The 15,197-nt window shown below is 64.7% G+C and carries 15 protein-coding genes and 3 tRNA genes; 10 read left to right on the forward strand and 8 right to left on the reverse strand.

Annotated elements, in window-relative coordinates; genetic code table 11:
• Positions 1-35 precede the first annotated feature (35 nt).
• The gene (locus E5Z01_RS01530; protein WP_167757711.1) at positions 36-863 is read right to left on the reverse strand and encodes a CBS domain-containing protein; all 828 of its coding nucleotides are present in this window, start codon (positions 861-863) and stop codon (positions 36-38) included.
• Between the two features lie 303 nt (positions 864-1,166).
• Between E5Z01_RS01530 and E5Z01_RS01535 the strand changes: the two genes are divergently transcribed.
• The 3 genes from E5Z01_RS01535 to E5Z01_RS01545 all read left to right on the forward strand — a co-directional run bounded on the left by E5Z01_RS01535 (position 1,167) and on the right by E5Z01_RS01545 (position 1,453).
• Positions 1,167-1,243, forward strand: a tRNA-Pro gene (locus E5Z01_RS01535).
• Positions 1,244-1,264: 21 nt separating this feature from the next.
• Positions 1,265-1,338 (forward strand) — tRNA-Gly (locus E5Z01_RS01540).
• 38 nt (positions 1,339-1,376) lie between these two features.
• Positions 1,377-1,453, forward strand: a tRNA-Arg gene (locus E5Z01_RS01545).
• Positions 1,454-1,674: 221 nt separating this feature from the next.
• On the opposite strand, the gene E5Z01_RS01550 is transcribed toward E5Z01_RS01545, so the two are convergent.
• The gene (locus tag E5Z01_RS01550) at positions 1,675-2,904 is read right to left on the reverse strand and encodes an erythromycin esterase family protein (protein ID WP_135227766.1); all 1,230 of its coding nucleotides are present in this window, start codon (positions 2,902-2,904) and stop codon (positions 1,675-1,677) included.
• 295 nt (positions 2,905-3,199) lie between these two features.
• Between E5Z01_RS01550 and E5Z01_RS01555 the strand changes: the two genes are divergently transcribed.
• Positions 3,200-4,000, forward strand: a complete 801-nt coding sequence (locus E5Z01_RS01555; RefSeq protein WP_135227767.1) for an HAD-IIB family hydrolase — start codon at positions 3,200-3,202, stop codon at positions 3,998-4,000.
• Here the strand turns inward: E5Z01_RS01555 and E5Z01_RS01560 are convergent.
• On the reverse strand, positions 3,986-5,425 hold the full coding sequence (locus E5Z01_RS01560) for an ATP-binding cassette domain-containing protein (RefSeq protein ID WP_240738126.1): 1,440 nt from the start codon (positions 5,423-5,425) through the stop codon (positions 3,986-3,988). The two genes, E5Z01_RS01555 and E5Z01_RS01560, sit on opposite strands and share 15 nt — an antisense overlap.
• 192 nt (positions 5,426-5,617) lie before the next feature.
• Between E5Z01_RS01560 and E5Z01_RS01570 the strand changes: the two genes are divergently transcribed.
• The 5 genes from E5Z01_RS01570 (at position 5,618) to hemB (ending at position 9,481) form a co-directional block, all read left to right on the forward strand.
• Entirely contained in the window at positions 5,618-6,178 is a 561-nt protein-coding gene (locus E5Z01_RS01570) for a histidine phosphatase family protein (protein ID WP_135227770.1), read from the forward strand.
• Between the two features lie 122 nt (positions 6,179-6,300).
• Positions 6,301-7,218, forward strand: coding sequence for an SPFH domain-containing protein (locus E5Z01_RS01575; RefSeq protein WP_119763119.1), 918 nt, complete (start codon positions 6,301-6,303; stop codon positions 7,216-7,218).
• A 6-nt stretch (positions 7,219-7,224) separates the two neighbouring features.
• The gene (locus E5Z01_RS01580) at positions 7,225-7,698 is read left to right on the forward strand and encodes an NfeD family protein (RefSeq protein ID WP_135227771.1); all 474 of its coding nucleotides are present in this window, start codon (positions 7,225-7,227) and stop codon (positions 7,696-7,698) included.
• Positions 7,699-7,858: 160 nt separating this feature from the next.
• Entirely contained in the window at positions 7,859-8,293 is a 435-nt protein-coding gene (locus E5Z01_RS01585; RefSeq protein WP_135227772.1) for a hypothetical protein, read from the forward strand.
• A gap of 198 nt (positions 8,294-8,491) precedes the next feature.
• Positions 8,492-9,481, forward strand: a complete 990-nt coding sequence (hemB, locus tag E5Z01_RS01590) for a porphobilinogen synthase (protein ID WP_135227773.1) — start codon at positions 8,492-8,494, stop codon at positions 9,479-9,481.
• Between the two features lie 60 nt (positions 9,482-9,541).
• On the opposite strand, the gene E5Z01_RS01595 is transcribed toward hemB, so the two are convergent.
• Positions 9,542-10,180, reverse strand: coding sequence for a hypothetical protein (locus E5Z01_RS01595; RefSeq protein WP_240738127.1), 639 nt, complete (start codon positions 10,178-10,180; stop codon positions 9,542-9,544).
• A gap of 145 nt (positions 10,181-10,325) precedes the next feature.
• Here E5Z01_RS01595 and E5Z01_RS01600 point away from each other — a divergent pair, with 145 nt between their 5' ends.
• Entirely contained in the window at positions 10,326-11,468 is a 1,143-nt protein-coding gene (locus E5Z01_RS01600; RefSeq protein WP_240738128.1) for an N-acetylmuramoyl-L-alanine amidase family protein, read from the forward strand.
• Here E5Z01_RS01600 and E5Z01_RS01605 read toward each other — a convergent pair.
• The 4 genes from E5Z01_RS01605 to mnmC2 form a co-directional block, all read right to left on the reverse strand.
• Positions 11,446-12,159, reverse strand: a complete 714-nt coding sequence (locus E5Z01_RS01605; protein WP_167757712.1) for a 3'-5' exonuclease — start codon at positions 12,157-12,159, stop codon at positions 11,446-11,448. The genes E5Z01_RS01600 and E5Z01_RS01605 overlap by 23 nt on opposite strands.
• 62 nt (positions 12,160-12,221) lie before the next feature.
• On the reverse strand, positions 12,222-13,223 hold the full coding sequence (locus tag E5Z01_RS01610; protein WP_119763107.1) for an isocitrate/isopropylmalate dehydrogenase family protein: 1,002 nt from the start codon (positions 13,221-13,223) through the stop codon (positions 12,222-12,224).
• Between the two features lie 59 nt (positions 13,224-13,282).
• Entirely contained in the window at positions 13,283-14,269 is a 987-nt protein-coding gene (locus tag E5Z01_RS01615; protein WP_135227775.1) for an NAD(P)/FAD-dependent oxidoreductase, read from the reverse strand.
• Positions 14,269-15,036 carry a tRNA (5-methylaminomethyl-2-thiouridine)(34)-methyltransferase MnmC2 gene (mnmC2, locus tag E5Z01_RS01620; RefSeq protein ID WP_135227894.1) on the reverse strand — a complete coding sequence of 256 codons (768 nt, stop codon included), beginning with the start codon at positions 15,034-15,036 and terminating at the stop codon, positions 14,269-14,271. The genes E5Z01_RS01615 and mnmC2 overlap by 1 nt, the downstream gene beginning before the upstream one ends.
• Positions 15,037-15,197: the final 161 nt, after the last annotated feature.

Genomic DNA, 15,197 nt, shown 5'->3' on the forward strand with positions numbered 1-15,197 from the left:
CTGTTGTGCTTTTCAGTCTCGGCCGTAGCGGACGACTACTTCTGACCCAGGATGATTTTCAGGATGTCACTGATGGTCACGACACCCAGCAGATGACCGTCGCCGTCCACGACCGGCAATCCGTGTACATCCAGTTCCACCATGCGCTGCATGGCGTCGCGCATGGGCGCGCCCTCCGGCAGGTAACCCGTCGGTGCACGCATGAGTTGCCTTACGGTCTGATCTGCCAGCATCAGGCTGCTGCCCGCCCGTGCGCCACGTGCCGCGACTTCCCGCTCTATCTCGGCCTGGACATCGACCTCGTGCAGTAAGCCCACCAGACGCTGACCTTCCAGCACCGGCAGGACGCGCAGGCGGGACACCTTCAGTTTTGCGGCGGCGTCACTGGCCGGGTCGCCCGCCTGTACGCTCACCACGTCGCCGGTCATGTGCTGATCCACACTGCCCCAGGTGAGGCGCGGCGCCCCCTGCTCGGCCCGCAGCACGTCCGTCAGGGTCAGCATGCCGCGCAACATGCCGTCGTCGTCCACGACGGGCAGGCCGCCCACCCGGCGCTCCAGCATCTGCTTGATGGCGTGATTCAACTCCTCGGTCAGGGTGGCCGTCAGCACCGGCGAACGCATGGCGTCTCGCACGCGCACGCGCCCGGCCCGGCCTGCAAACTCCCACGGCGTCAGCCCCTCACTCAAAGCCGGCAGGTTGCGCCTGACCTCCCCGTCCGTCAACAGGCCCACCAGCTTCCCCTCATGAACGACCGGCAGGCGCTTCATTTTCAATTCCTGCATCTTCACCACCGCCTCCGGCAGGGTTGCGTGCGGCTCAATGGTGATGATGCGGGCGTGCATGGCGTCTTTCACTTGCATGGTCTTGACCTCCGAAAATGTCCTCAGTCTGGACGCGCTTCCACCCCCAAGGTACGCCATCGCTCTGCCAGAACCCTCAAGGCCGCTTAGGGCACCCTCAACGAACCATCCACCGGTGCCAGACAGGTGGCAAGCCCTTATTTGAAAATGTTCTCTCCGTTCAGCCTGGCGCAGTAATTTCAGCATCACGTAATTGGCCAGCGACGGCCTCTCGCTGGAACCCGACCCTTGCTGCTGCGCCACTTATGGCGTCCCCTCTTCCCAACGCCGGAACATCTGCTATAGTTTTCGGGCGCGTAGCTCCGAGGCGTAGCGCAGGCCGGTAGCGCACTTGGTTTGGGACCAAGGGGTCGCTGGTTCGAATCCAGTCGCCTCGACCAGATTTACGCGCATTTCATCCTGCGGGATTGGTGTAGTGGTAGCACAGCAGCCTTCCAAGCTTCTGGCCTCGGTTCGAATCCGTGATCCCGCTCCAGCAGAGGAAGGCTCCCCACGCGGGAGCTTTCTGCATCTGCACCCTTAGCTCAGTTGGATAGAGCAACCGCCTTCTAAGCGGTCGGTCAAAGGTTCGAGTCCTTTAGGGTGCGCCACGAAAAAACCCCGCGCTGTGCGGGGTCTTTCATTTGGCGTGAGCCTACCGCCAGAGGTGCAGGGCGGGTTTCACGAATGCGTTGTAAATCCAGCATGGTCGAGGCAACGCCCAGACCGCGAAAGTTTCACGGGGTTTACATGGATTTGGGCGGCTGGGGAGAGATGAAGCGTACAGTTCCCGCTCGGCGTGTGCGGGTACTCCAGGGCCGAGGTGGGACACTCACTGAGCCGTTTTGATAAACAGTACGCCGTCCGTCTGGTGCAGATCCTGCCTCCTCAGTGGAAAATACCCGGTCTGGACGGGCGCATCAGTTCGTGTGGTCAATTCGTCTGACAGGTTTTGGAGCAGATCTTTTGCATTGAAGAGAGACACGTCACTAGGAATACCAATCAGGGCGCCTTCCAGCGTGTCCGGGCCGGGTTGGTGAATACCAAGGGACGGCGCTGAGCCGAAAGCCGTGGCTATAAAGGCGTATTTCGGGCCCAGGCGCAAATTCAGGTGTGCGCCCGCGCCCCACCAGGCGGCGCTTCTGCTGCCCATACTCCACTCGCACTGGTCGCGTTTCAGGTGCGAGTTGTGGGCGAACACCAGCGTCGGGCCGCGTAGCTTTTCCTGCTCCAGGATGGCGATGAGGTGATCGGCCATCATCAGGTCACGCTGGGCCAGCAGGCGTTCCATACGCGACTCGTACCGCGCCGGGTCGGTGTCCGCCATGATCGCGTGGTAACGCAGCAGCCCCACGGCTGTTCGGGCGTGCAACTGCGCGTTCCACCAGCCCGGCAGTGCAGCCAGACGCGGCGTTTCAAGGTTCAGGAGCGTGTGCAGGTCGTCCGCGATGAGCCGTAACTGCCTCGCCTCGTCCGTGTTGCCGACAGACTGGCTGGGATTCATGGCGGCTTGTTCGTTCGTCCAGCGGGCGTCATCACCACTCAGGCGTTCAATGGTGGCGGTGTCCACGGTCAGGCGGTCTGGTCGGTGGTCAGACAGAAAGGCGTGAACATGCAGAAGGGAGAGGCGGGGGCTGGCCGCCCACATATTCTCCATCGGGGCGTCGAAACCGTAGAAGCGCAGTTGCTCGTCCGGGGGGCGGTTCTCGTTGTACCCGCGCATCCACCCGACAAGCTGGCGGTTGGCCTGGAGTACGCCGAAACCGTGGCTGAACCCTGAACGCATCACGTCGTCCAGCGTTCCCGCGCCGCCTGTGACGAACTCGTTCACGCGCTGGCTGGCCAGGATGTCGCTTTCCAGGGCCAGCGAGCGGTAACCGTGCCTTTCCACAAGGAGACGAAAGAAGCGGTTGCGCCACTCGGGGAAAGCCTCGATCAGGTGGCGGGGTTCACCCAGGCCCAGCAGACGCGGCTTTTCGGGCAATGAGTCGAGGAAGTGAGAAAGGGCTTGCGGATCATGGGCATCCCAGCCGATGTTTCTGAGCAGTTCATGGTCTGGCATCGTGGTCTCCTGGCCAAAGGGTGCGCACGCTCTGACCCCTCCATGCTGGCTGTGGATCATGTGAGAACACCCCACGGTAAGACTTTAGCTAACCTTCATTTAATCAAATTGTTCAGGCGGAAAAAACACCTTGCAAATAGCACTGGCTGGCGCCACCAATCCGGATCGAGAGAAACGACCGTTGATGCGAACTAAGAAGAAACGGCGGTTGGCCGGCAGGGCAGAGAGGTCAAAGCACAGAGGTCAGGAATGTGGGCCTGACGCCACGCCGGCCTGAACGCGCTAGCCTCGGCACATGTCCTGGCCTGCTCTGCCCCCGTTTGCCCCGCGACTTCTGGCGTTCGATCTGGACGGCACCTTGATTCAGGACGGTGGCACCAGCGTGCCGGATGCTACGGCCACCGCTTTACGGCGTTTGCAGGGACTGGGCGTGCGGGTCGCCCTGGTGACCGGGCGCGACTCCCCGCCCAGAGGGGTCAGGGAAGCCATTTCTTTCGACGCACAGGCCACCAATAACGGCGGGCGGGTGCAGGTCGGCGAGGAAGTCCACCGCGACGCGCAGTTCACGGCCGCTGACCTGCGGGCGGTGCTGGCGCACGAACTGGCGGATGCGCGCACCGTGCTGTTCGACGCGCAGGGTATTTACGTCGACCTGCCGGCAGGCCGGGAACCGGAAGCGTGGATGGTGGCCCGCTCGTTCAGGCCTATCAGCGAAGCGCCGCAGGAAGGCATCGTGAAGGTGGGGTTCTACCACCCCGATGTGGCCGGCCACGCCGAGCGTCTGCGCCAGTCTCACCCGCACCTGGTGGTCACGGGCGGGCAGGAACCGTACACGCAATTCCTGACCGTCACGCCGCAAGGCGCGAACAAGGCCGCCGCCCTGACGCTGCTGGCCGAGGGACTGGACGTTCCGCTGGAGCAGACCATGGCCTTCGGCGACAGTGACAACGACGAGGTGATGCTGGAACTTGCCGCCTTCGCCGTGCAGGTCGGCACATTGCCGCTGCTGGAGCCGCACGCAGATACGCAATTGCCCGATTACACCCACGTCGGCGCGTACCTGAATGCCCTGGCCGACCAGTTAGATCAACGCTGAACTGCTTCTTACCTGGCCGGAGTCAAGGTGCAGGTGGTGGGTCAGCCCCGGTAAAGTGTCGTTTGCACGGTGGGCAATGACCATCAGATGCGTGCCGCCGCGCACCAGTTCCGGCAGCAGCGCCACGAAGCGGGCGCGGCTGTCGGCGTCCACGAAATCCAGCCCCTCGTCCAGAATCAGCAGGGTCGGGCGGTGAACCACGGCGCGGGCCAGCAGCAGTCGCCGCAGTTGCCCCTGGGACAGCGTTTCGGCGTCTTGTTCCAGCAACTCGGTCAGCTCAAGGCGCTCGGCCAGTTCAGACACCCACGCGCCCTGCCCGGCGGTCAGTTCCTCCATGAACCCCTCGGTGCCGGCGAACGCGCTGCCGATCACGTCCCGGCCTGTCCACCTGCGCCCGGACGAACTGGTGCGCTGCCGGATACCCAGCTCCGCCGACACCACCCCGATCGAACGCCGCCGCTCAGCCAGCAGATCCCGCTTCAGGAAAGGCCGCTCGACGTGGCCGCCCAGCGCCGGGTGAAATTCGCCGGCAATGAGCCGTGCCAGCGTGCTTTTTCCGCTGCCGTTCTCCCCGGTGACCAGCCAGTGCTGTCCCGCCTCCCAGGCCCACGAAATCGGCCCCAGCGCCGGGTGACCGTTGCGGAAGACATTCACGTCGCTCAGGCGGACAAGGGACACCGGGAGTGGGAAAGGGGAAGGGGGGAGTGATGCGGGGGGTGGCGGCTGATGGATGGTGGAGGGGGGAATATTACTGATTTTGCCGTGCTGAACGTACACGGTGCGCCAGTTCAGGTTCGGGGCTTCGTCGGGGCGGTGGGTGGCGAGGACGAGGGCCGTGCCGGTGGCGTGAACGGTTTGCAGGAGGGGCGACAGTTCCGCTCTGGCGGCGGCGCTGAGGCCGTCCGTGAATTCGTCGAGCAGCAGCAGTTTTGGTCTGGGCATTAAAGCGCGGGCCAGCATCACCCGGCGCCGTTGACCGTGGCTGAGGGTGCGCACATCCCGCTCCAGCAGCGAAACCAGCCCGGTCAGGGCCACCACTTCATTCAGGCGGCTCAGGGCATCCGTGCCTGCTTCCCACAGGTTCAGGGTTTCACCCTGAAATCCGGCCAGCAGCACGTCGCGCACGGTCTGCTCCCAGTCGCGCGTCAGGTAAAAGGCCTCGGCGTCCGGCCCCACCACGCTCAGCGAGCGCCGCGCCTGCACCGCCGACGTGTGAAGCCCGCCCCCCAGTCCGTAGACCCGCTCGCCACGCACCGGGGCCACCTGACCTGCCAGCAGGCGCAGCAGTGTGGTCTTGCCTCCGCCGTTCGGCCCGGCCAGTCGCAGGGCTTCGCCGGGGGCCACCCTTAAAGTCACGTTCTCCAGCAGGGTGCGCCCGCCGGCCCGCACGGTCACTTCCTTTAACTCCACGAGCGGCACGGTCACGGCACCGAGTGTAGAACAGGTCTCCGAATTACGCGCTCTGAGGAAGAACACCCCGCCTGACTCCATTCTTCGTCCTGCTCGTCTCCATTCACTCGCGCCGCTCGGCCAAAAAGCACCTCATTCTCTTGTCAGATGCTTTGATGCGTCCTGCGGCCGCTGCCTCGTTCACGCGCGTGTGCTTGTATGGCACCCATGACCCGCACCCTTCACCTGATCAAACATGGCAAACCCTTCGTGATTCCCGGCGTTCCGGCGCACGAGTGGGAACTGGCTTCGGATGCCCTGCAGGGCCTTCCCGGCCTGGTCGAACGACTACAACCGCGCCCGGACATCGTGATTTCCAGCGAGGAGCCCAAGGCGAAAGCCACCGCGCAGGGCCTTGCTGGCGCGCTCGGAGTGCGGCACCGCCCCATGCTGGGCCTGCACGAGCAACTGCGCTACACCGCGCCCTTTCACGCGGATGTGCAGGACTTCCAGGCGGATATCCAGCGGTTGTTCGCCTACCCAGACGACCTGGTGTCCGGCGAGGAAAGCGCTGCCGACGCCCGCAGGCGCTTCGGCCACGCCGTGAACGCCGCCATGCAGGCCAACCCGCAGCAAACCGTCGCCATCGTCGCGCACGGCACCGTCATCAGCCTCCTGGCCAGCCACGCCGCCGGGGTGGACGCCCTGGAACTGTGGCTGGCCCTGACCTTCCTCGACGTGGTCACCCTCAGCTGGCCGGAGTTGAAGCTGCAAGCGTCCAGGAGCTGAGCGCCGCCGGCTCATCCATCATTCCAACCTTGTTTTTTCCATGGTCTTGACTTCACAAGCTGCGCTTGCCCGGCCGGGAACCTTCCGCCGAACCACCACGTAACAGGAGGCAGGAGGCAAACATGGGTTTCATGATTTTCGTCGGTGTGCTGCTGCTGCTGGTGATCGTGACGATTCTTGCGGGAATCAAGAGCGTGCCGCAGGGATACGAGTGGACTCAGGAACGGTTCGGGAAGTTTCAGCGTTCGTTGAAGCCGGGCCTCAACCTCATCATTCCGTACATCGACCGGATCGGTCGGCGCGTGAACATGATGGAGCAGGTGCTGGACGTGCCCAGCCAGGAAGTCATCACGCGCGATAACGCGATGGTCACGGTGGACGGCGTGGTGTTCTATCAGGTGCTCGATTCCGCGAAGGCCAGTTACGAGGTGCGCAACCTGGAGCAGGCCATTTTGAACCTCACCATGACCAACATCCGCACGGTGATGGGCAGCATGGATCTGGACGAACTGCTGAGTAACCGCGACCAGATCAACGCCCGGCTCCTGATTGTGGTGGATGAGGCCACGGAGCCGTGGGGGGTCAAGGTCACGCGCATCGAGGTCAAGGACATCAAGCCGCCTGCCGACCTGGTGGCCAGCATGGCCCGTCAGATGAAGGCCGAGCGTGAAAAACGCGCCAACATCTTGGATGCCGAGGGCTTCCGCCAGGCCGCGATTCTGAAGGCCGAGGGCGAGAAGCAGGCGGCGGTGCTCAGCGCCGAAGGCGAGAAGCAGGCGGCTTTCCTTCAGGCCGAAGCGCGCGAACGCAGTGCCCAGGCCGAAGCGGCGGCTACGCGCATGGTCAGCGACGCCATTTCCGCCGGGAACACGCAGGCCATCAACTACTTCATCGCGCAGCGTTACGTGGACGCCCTGCGCGACGTGGCGACCGCCCCCAACCAGAAGACCCTGATTCTGCCCATCGAGGCCACCAGCGTCCTGGGCAGCCTGCAAGGCATTGCCGAAGTGGCGAAAGAAGCCTTCGGACACAAGGGGTGAGGACAGATGCCTGATTGGCTCCCGACCTTTGAACGGGTGCAGCCCTGGCACTGGTGGGTGCTGGGGGCGATCCTGCTGATTCTGGAAGTCAGTGCGCCCGGCGTTTTCTTCGTGTGGCTGGCGCTGGCGGCGTTCGCGCTGGGCCTGTTGGTGTTCGTGGTGCCGATCCTGCCGGTGACGGTGCAGCTGCTGCTGTTCGCCGGGCTGGCGGTGGCGGCGGTGTTCGTCGGGCGGCGGTATGTGGGTCAACTGGCCCTGGGCGGCAACGAGGGCGACAGCCTCAACACCGGGGCCAGCCGCCTGGTGGGGCGCACGGTGACCGTCACCACGCCCATCGTGAACGGCGTGGGCCGCGTGCGCGTCGGCGACAGTGACTGGCGCGCCACCGGGCCAGACGCCGAAGCCGGCAGGAGTGTGCTGATCGTGGCCGCCGACGGCACCACGCTGATCGTCCGCGAAGTGAACGGCACCTGGGTCTGATTGCCGCCGCCTTCAGTAACCGCCCTCCGGGGCGGTTTTCTCTGTTTCAAGTGTGTCGGTTCTTTTCTGGCCTTGTCTGCTCTACAACTGGCATCCCAGACCCCACCACCCATCCTTAACGGGCGGTCAGTGCGGCTGGCCTGCATGGTACGCTGCCAGCATGTCCTTTTATGCCATTCTGCTTGCGCTGCACAACCTCAACCGCTGGCTGGTCTTGCTGACAGGTGTGTGGGCGGTGATTCAGAGCGTCAGTGGCCTGAACGGCAAACGGCCCTTCACGCCCGCCGAGCGCCGCCCGGTCAGCATGTTCATGGGGACGCTGCACCTGCAGGTAGTGCTGGGGCTGCTGCTGTTCGCGTACATGGGCATGCAAAAAATTCCAGTGTTCGCGGGTGCGGGGCGCAGCAGCTTCCAGTGGGAACACCTGGGTCTGGGCGTGCTGGCCGCCGTGTTCGGCACGCTCGCCAGCACCCAGAGCCGCAAGGCCGGCAGCGAGGTCGGCAAGTACCGCGCCGCCGCCCTGTGGAGTGGCCTGGCCCTGCTGATGATCCTGGGGGCCATGCCCTGGTTCCGTCCGCTGCTGCCGCATTTCTGAGGAAAAACTGGAGCAGGTCTCCGAATGGAGTCATACGGGTGTCGTTCCACGTCTGGCTCCGTTCTCCCTGTGGGCTTATGTCAGTCCGTCCTGCTCATCAAAATCGCTCAACCAAAAAGCACTTCGTTCTTTTGTCAAATACCCTAACCGTCAGGTGGGCGGGCATTTCTCCCGGCCGCCCACGCTACCCTGGTGGGCATGTCCACGCTCCTCCACCGTCCCCGCCGTCTGCGCCGCACGGCGGCCATGCGCGCCATGACCCGTGAAGTCACGCTGAGTCCGGCGCACTTCATCCATCCGCTGTTTGTTCATGAGGAAGCGGCGGACACGCCCATCAAGACCATGCCGGGAGTGGTACGCCACAGTTACGACAGCGCCGTGCAGGCCGCCAGAACTGCCTGGGAACTGGGTATTCAGTCGGTCATCCTGTTCGGCATTCCGCGCGACAAAGACGAAGTGGGCTCAGGCGCTTACGCCGAGAGTGGCGTGGTGCAGCAGGCCACCCGCGCCATCAAGGCGGCCCTCCCCGGGATGACGGTCATTGCCGACACCTGCCTGTGCGAGTACACCAGCCACGGCCACTGCGGGCACCTCTGCGAGGTGAGCGGCGTGTGGACAGTGGACAACGACCCTACCCTTGATCTGCTCGCCAGAACGGCCGTGTCGCAGGCGCAGGCGGGCGCGGACATCGTGGCCCCCAGTTCCATGATGGACGGTCAGGTGGCGGCCATTCGCGCCGCGCTGGATACGGCCGGATTCACGCACGTTCCGGTCATGAGCTACGCCGTGAAATACGCCAGCGCCTACTACGGTCCCTTCCGCGAGGCGGCCGGCAGTGCCCCCAGCCAGGGCGACCGCAGCAGCTACCAGATGGACGCCAGCGGCGGTCACCGCGAGGCCCTGCGCGAAGCCCGGCTGGACTTGGCCGAGGGGGCCGACTACCTGATGGTGAAGCCCGCCCTGGCCTACCTGGACGTGATCAAACTGCTGCGCGACGAATTTGACCTGCCCCTGGTCACGTACAACGTCAGCGGCGAGTATGCCCTGGTGAAAGCCGCCGCATTGGCTGGCTTCATGGATGAGCGCCGCACCGTACTGGAAACCCTGACGGGCATGCGCCGCGCCGGAGCGGACGCCATCATCACCTACCACGCCATCGACGCGGCGCGCTGGCTCAAAGAAAGTTGACGGTAGCAAGCGGCTGGCCGATGACTTCCTGGCTTAAGTCATCGGCCAGCCACTCACTCCTTACTTCAAATACGGGTTGAAACGCGCCAGATCATCGGCGCTGGGGCGTGGAGTGGCGTTCAGCAGGGTATTTCCGGCGAAGGTCATCAGCAGGCGACTGCCGGCGGGGCCAGCCGCGCCCTGGCCGTGGCTGATCTGGAAAGGCCCGGTCAGCACCGCCTGCATGGTGTTCGGGTCGAAGGCCAGGGTACTGCCGCTCAGGCTGGGCTTGCTGGCCTTCACGCTGCCTGAGGCCACCACGAACCCGCTTTTCACGTATAGCACCACCCTGGAGGCCGTGAGGCTGCTCAGGCGGGCGTCGCTGTACGACACGTTCCCGGTCGCGGTGACGGTTCCGGCCTTCAGGTCGTAAGTGACCTGTGCGGCGCTCAAGGTGCCGCCCCGTTTGATTTTCACGGTGGCCCCCTGCGCCGAGAGCACCTCGCCAGGCTTGAGTTGCATGCGGCTGGCGCTGAGGGTCAGGCCGCCCTTGTTGTCGGTGGCAGTGCCGCCCTGCGGCATGTCGGTGGCGCCCGTTTCCAGGTTCAGATTCTGTGCACCGCGCGGCGTGACGTTCAGGCCGCCAAAATTCACGGCCTGCGCGGGCGTCAATGCCAGCAGCAGGGCCACGCCGAAAGGAAGAAAACGTGAGAACTTCATCCGTCCAGCCTAGCGTTCCCTCCCTGAGCGGCGTGAGCAGGTGCGTCAGGTCTGATTCAGGCTGCCTTTTTTGCCGGGGACGCCCGAACTGGCGTGCCTGTTTCCCATCCACTGGAGATGAAGAACAGGTAAACTCCGAACTGCCGTGAAGTCCATTTCCGCTTTTCTGATCAGTGTCCTTGGCCTTGCCAGCGTCGCCCTGAGCGCCCCGCGTGTCGGTGAACACGACGGGTTCACGCGCCTGGTCTTCAACCTTCCGAAAAGTGCGCCCTTCAGCACGGCTTTCCAGGCAGGTAAATTCACCGTGAAGCTGGGCACCACCCTGAAAACCGAGCAGGGTCAGCTGAGCGCCGCCGGGGTCACCGGATACCGCGTCGCCGGTTCCACGGTCACGCTGGGCCTGGCCCCAGGGCACACCCGGGCCAAAGTGAGCGTGTTGAAGGCGGACGGCAAGCAGCCCGCGCGGCTGGTGATCGATGTGCCGTCCTCACCCGATTCGCCCGTGGCCAACAAAACAGTGGCTGGCAAAACAACGTCCAGCAGGAGGGTACTCGGCCAGCGCACCCCAGTCGCCGTCACCCGCCCGGCCAGCACCCGCACGCTGACCCGGCCCAAAGTGGTGATCGATGCCGGGCACGGCGGCATCGACCCCGGCATGACCAGCCGCTGGGTGATGGAAAAGGATGTGACCCTGGACGTCGCGCTGCGCCTGCGTGAGCTGCTGCAAGCCAGGGGAGTCGAGGTACGGCTGGTGCGCAGCAGTGACCGCCACCTCAGCAGCGACAAGGTCACCGACCTGAACGCTCGCTCCAGCATGGCTGAACTGGGCGAGGTGGCCGCGTACATTTCCATTCACGTGAACGCCGGAAATCCGAACGCGCAGGGCATCGAAACGTACTACTTCGGTAAGCCGCTCGGCGGGGCCAGCCGCAGCCTCGCGGTGCTGGAGAACGGCGGCGGGGACGTCGGCCTGGCCCTCACGAAACGGGCTGCGAACGTCGCCGAGAACGTCATCGGCGACATCCTCGCGCAGGCGAAACTGAGTTTCTCGCAGCAACTCGCCCAGAAAGTCCAGTACAACCTGCTGGCCGCCACCGGGGCGCAAAACCGTGGCGTTCACACGGACGCCTTCTACGTCATTCGCAACCCCAAGACCGCCGCCATCCTCACCGAGATCGGCTTCGGCAGCAGTCCCGTCGAAGGCCCAAAACTGGCTGACCCGAACTACCGTCAGAAAATCGCGTCCGGTATTGCCCAGGCGCTGTTCAGTTTCCTGAACGTGAAATAGGTATGGGCAGCGTCCACTCCAGTGTCGGCGCGGCTTCAGGCAAATGCCCGTACTGCACGGTGAGTGCTTCGTCTCCCACCTGTATGTGATGGACGCCTCGTTCACGGCATAACTTCAGATTCGCGCAGAAGATGTCGGCGGCGAGCAGGGCGTCTCCCAGCGCGTCGTGCCGCTGACGTGTCCCCACCTCAATACCGAAGTGCGCCAGCTGGTAGGCCGTGCCGAACACACCGGCCCTGTCCGGGTACAGGTACGTGTGCAGGGCGCGGTTGTCCATCACTGGAACATCCGGGAAGGGCAGGCCGTGGCGCCGACATTCCGCCAGCAACATCGGCAGGTCGAACTCGAAGGCACTGTGCGCTGCCCACACGCACCCCGCGCCGCGCTGCGTGAATTCCGCGAAGACTTCCGGAAAAGAAGCCGCGTCCTTCACGCGCTCGTCCGTGATGCCCGTCAGCTCGGCAATAAAAGGCCGGATGGGCTGCCCCGGATTCACCAGGCGCGTGAACTCGCTGCCCGGCACAGGGCGGCCACGTTCCACGCGCACCGCGCCGAACTGCATGACCCGCGCTGCCTCCACGTTCCCGCCCGTGCATTCCAGATCGAACACCCAGAACGTCCGCCCTTGCAGGTTCTCGATGTACCAGTCCGTCAGCGCGTAGGAACTTTCGCCATTCTTCGTGACTTTCAACCTGACCCCCCTATGCAAAAAGCCCCCACACTGGAGGGCTTTCTGCGTTGAGCCTGTGCAGCTTACGCCAGGGCTTTAATCACGGCGTCCGTGAATTCCTGGTTGTTGGCCGTGCCGCCCAGGTCGCGGGTGCGCGGGCCTTCGGCCAGCACCTTGTTCACGGCGTTGTCGAGGCGGCGGGCGGTGTCATGGTCGCCCAGGTGGTCGAGCATGATCACGGCGGCCAGAATGGTGGCGGTGGGGTTGGAAACCCCCTGCCCGGCGATATCGGGGGCGCTGCCGTGAACGCTCTCGAAGATGCCGAACTGGTCGCCCACGTTTCCGGAGGCGGCGATGCCCAGGCCGCCCACCAGGCCAGCGGCCAGGTCGCTGAGGATGTCGCCGAACATGTTCGTCATGACCATCACGTCGAACTGCTGGGGGTTACGCACCAGTTGCATGGCGGCGTTGTCCACGATCATGGTGCTGGTCTGTAGGCCCTCCACCGTTCTGGCGTGATCCAGAATCGTGTTCATAAAGAGGCCCTGCGTGACGGGCAGCACGTTGCTCTTATGTACCACGGTCAGGCGCTTGCCGCGCTTCATGGCCAGGTCGGCGGCGAACTTGCCGATGCGGTCGCTGGCGTCCTTCGTAATCACCGTGTCGGCAATGGCGGTGTCACCGTAGCGGCGCTCCTGCTCCACATAAAGGCCCTGCGTGTTCTCGCGCACGATGACCAGATCGACATTCTCGTAACTGTGCGGCACCGGGCGGGTTTTGGTCGGGCGCACGTTGGCGTACAGGTTGTACTTCTGACGCAGGTGACGAATCGCGCCGAAGAACCCGGCGGGTTTCTCACCGCTGGGGCTGGTCGCCGCGCCGAACAGGGTGGCGTCCGTGTTTTCCACCGCGTCGTAGGTGGCCTGCGGCACGCTGGTGCCGTGATCCAGGAAGTACTCGTACCCGGCCTCGGCATGAACGTACTCGGCGTCGAACCCGGCAGCGTCCAGCACGCGGCGGGCGGATGGAATGACCTCGTGACCGATGCCGTCCCCTTCAATCAAGCAGATGCGGTATTTCGCCATATCGTCTCAGTGTAAGGGAATTCAGGAGTCGTTCAGGGCAGACCCCGGCCCCCGAGGCGTTACCGCTCGTGTGACTGCGCCAACTCCTGGGCGATCTCCTGGGCCAGCCCTGATGCCAGCAGCGGCCCCAGCAAAAAGCCCTTGCTGGACAGACCCGAAAGCCGCCATGAGCCGTCTGTCTCGCGGCTACCGCGCAACCCGGAGAGGCGTGAACCTGTCCACACCCCGGTAACAGCTGCGCCCCTCAGGTCAGTCAGCGCCTCACCTTTTCTCAGCAGCCACTCCAGTGAAGACAGCGGCAAATGGGGTTCCTGCCACACCGGCGCGGGGGTCTCGAAGGTTCCTCCCAGCACGCCCCCCTGCGCGTCCGGCGACACGTAAGCCCCGAAACTCAGCGGCTGCCGCGTCGGCGCCCGCGCCAGCCGCAACATCGACCCCATGCGGTGTGTGGCCGTTTCCCCCGCCCAGCTGGAACCCACCGAACCTCCGCAGAAAATGACGGTGGACGCGCTGAGGGGTGCGGGCCGAGCAAGGAGTTGAACGCGGGTGGCCGTCCACTTTTCTGCTCTGCCCTGGATGATGGCTGCGCCGGAGGCCTGGAGCAGTGCGCTGCACAGGGCTTCTCCGTCCACCCACCCGGCCTCGGGGAGACGCAGGACATGCGCCCAGCCGGGGGAAAGCGGTTCGGGACTGGCGCTGGGGGAGAGCCACTCTGTTTTCAGGGCGGTGGGCAGGTTCCGCTCGAACTTTGCCCGCGTTTTGTCGTCCGGAATGGGGCGCAGCACGCCGTCCTGACCGTGCGGGATGGTGTGGCCCTGCGCGCTGAGTTCCCGGATCAGCGCCCAGGTGAAGTGCATGCCCAGGATGGCCTGCGCGTCCACCTGCCCCGACTGCCCGCGCACCGGGTTGATCAGCGCACTGGGCACGTGACTGGCCGCGTGAACGCCCGCATCCACGACCGTCACCGCGAAGCCCGCCTGGCTCAGAAAATAGGCGGTGGACGCCCCCGCGATGCCCGCTCCGATAACGACGGCGGTTCTTTCCATCACTTACCACCCACTTCCTGTTCCCTTCTCGCTGTTGGCTTCTCTGCCCGCAGGCACTCGCGTTTGCCGGGGGCGCCGGGTCGCCTGGTGACATGCAGACCAGCGGTTGCCAGGGCGCGGCGCACGTGCCCAGCCGCGCTGTACGTGGCCAGCACCCCACCGGGGGCCAGAGCGCGGGTCAGCCTGGCCACGAATTCTGGCGTCCACACTTCCGGGTTGCGCGTGGGAGAGAACCCGTCGAGGTAGATAGCGGTGGCCCAGCCCTCGCCCAGATCCGCACTCAGCACATCCGCGAAGTGAAGAGCGACGGAAGCGCACGCCGTGTTGATCGTCAATGGCGACGCCACCGGCCCTTGCGGTGACTCCAGGGTCGGTGCAGTCGAGGGTGGAGCAGAGCGGCGGGTGCGGGAGCTTGCCTCCCACTGCTTCACCACTTCCACCCAGGCCGGGTGTTCTGCGCCCTCGCCCCCTTCGGCCACTTCCTGTAAAACGTGTGCGGGGGCAGGGTCGAACTCGTAAGCCACGTACTCCAGTGGAACGCCGCGTTCTGCGGTGTCGCTGAGGGTAGCGCGGTAGTTCACGCCGACGCCGAAACCGATTTCCAGCACCCGTGGGGCGGGGTGCGTGTTCGTGCCGGTGCCGTTCAGAAAAACGTGGTGGGCCTGCGCGGCGGCCCCGTGCCTGGAACCGTAGGCTTCGCCGAAGCGTTCATTGTGGGCGGTGCGCGAGCCGTCCGGCGTGGTGATGATGTTCCCGGTTTCGGCCATAACTTCAAGAATACGCCTGTGCGCGGGCAAAACGTCCTGCTTCACGGTTGGCATGGTGGGACGCCTGGTGTCATAGAGACGTCATGTGTCCCGCCCGGCGGGTGTACACTCCGGTCAGCAAAAAAGACTGTTCGGCGCGGCGTTCGTTCGCAGGCACTTCC

The sequence above is a fragment of the Deinococcus fonticola genome (genome assembly GCF_004634215.1).
In the GTDB taxonomy this organism is placed as follows: domain Bacteria; phylum Deinococcota; class Deinococci; order Deinococcales; family Deinococcaceae; genus Deinococcus; species Deinococcus fonticola.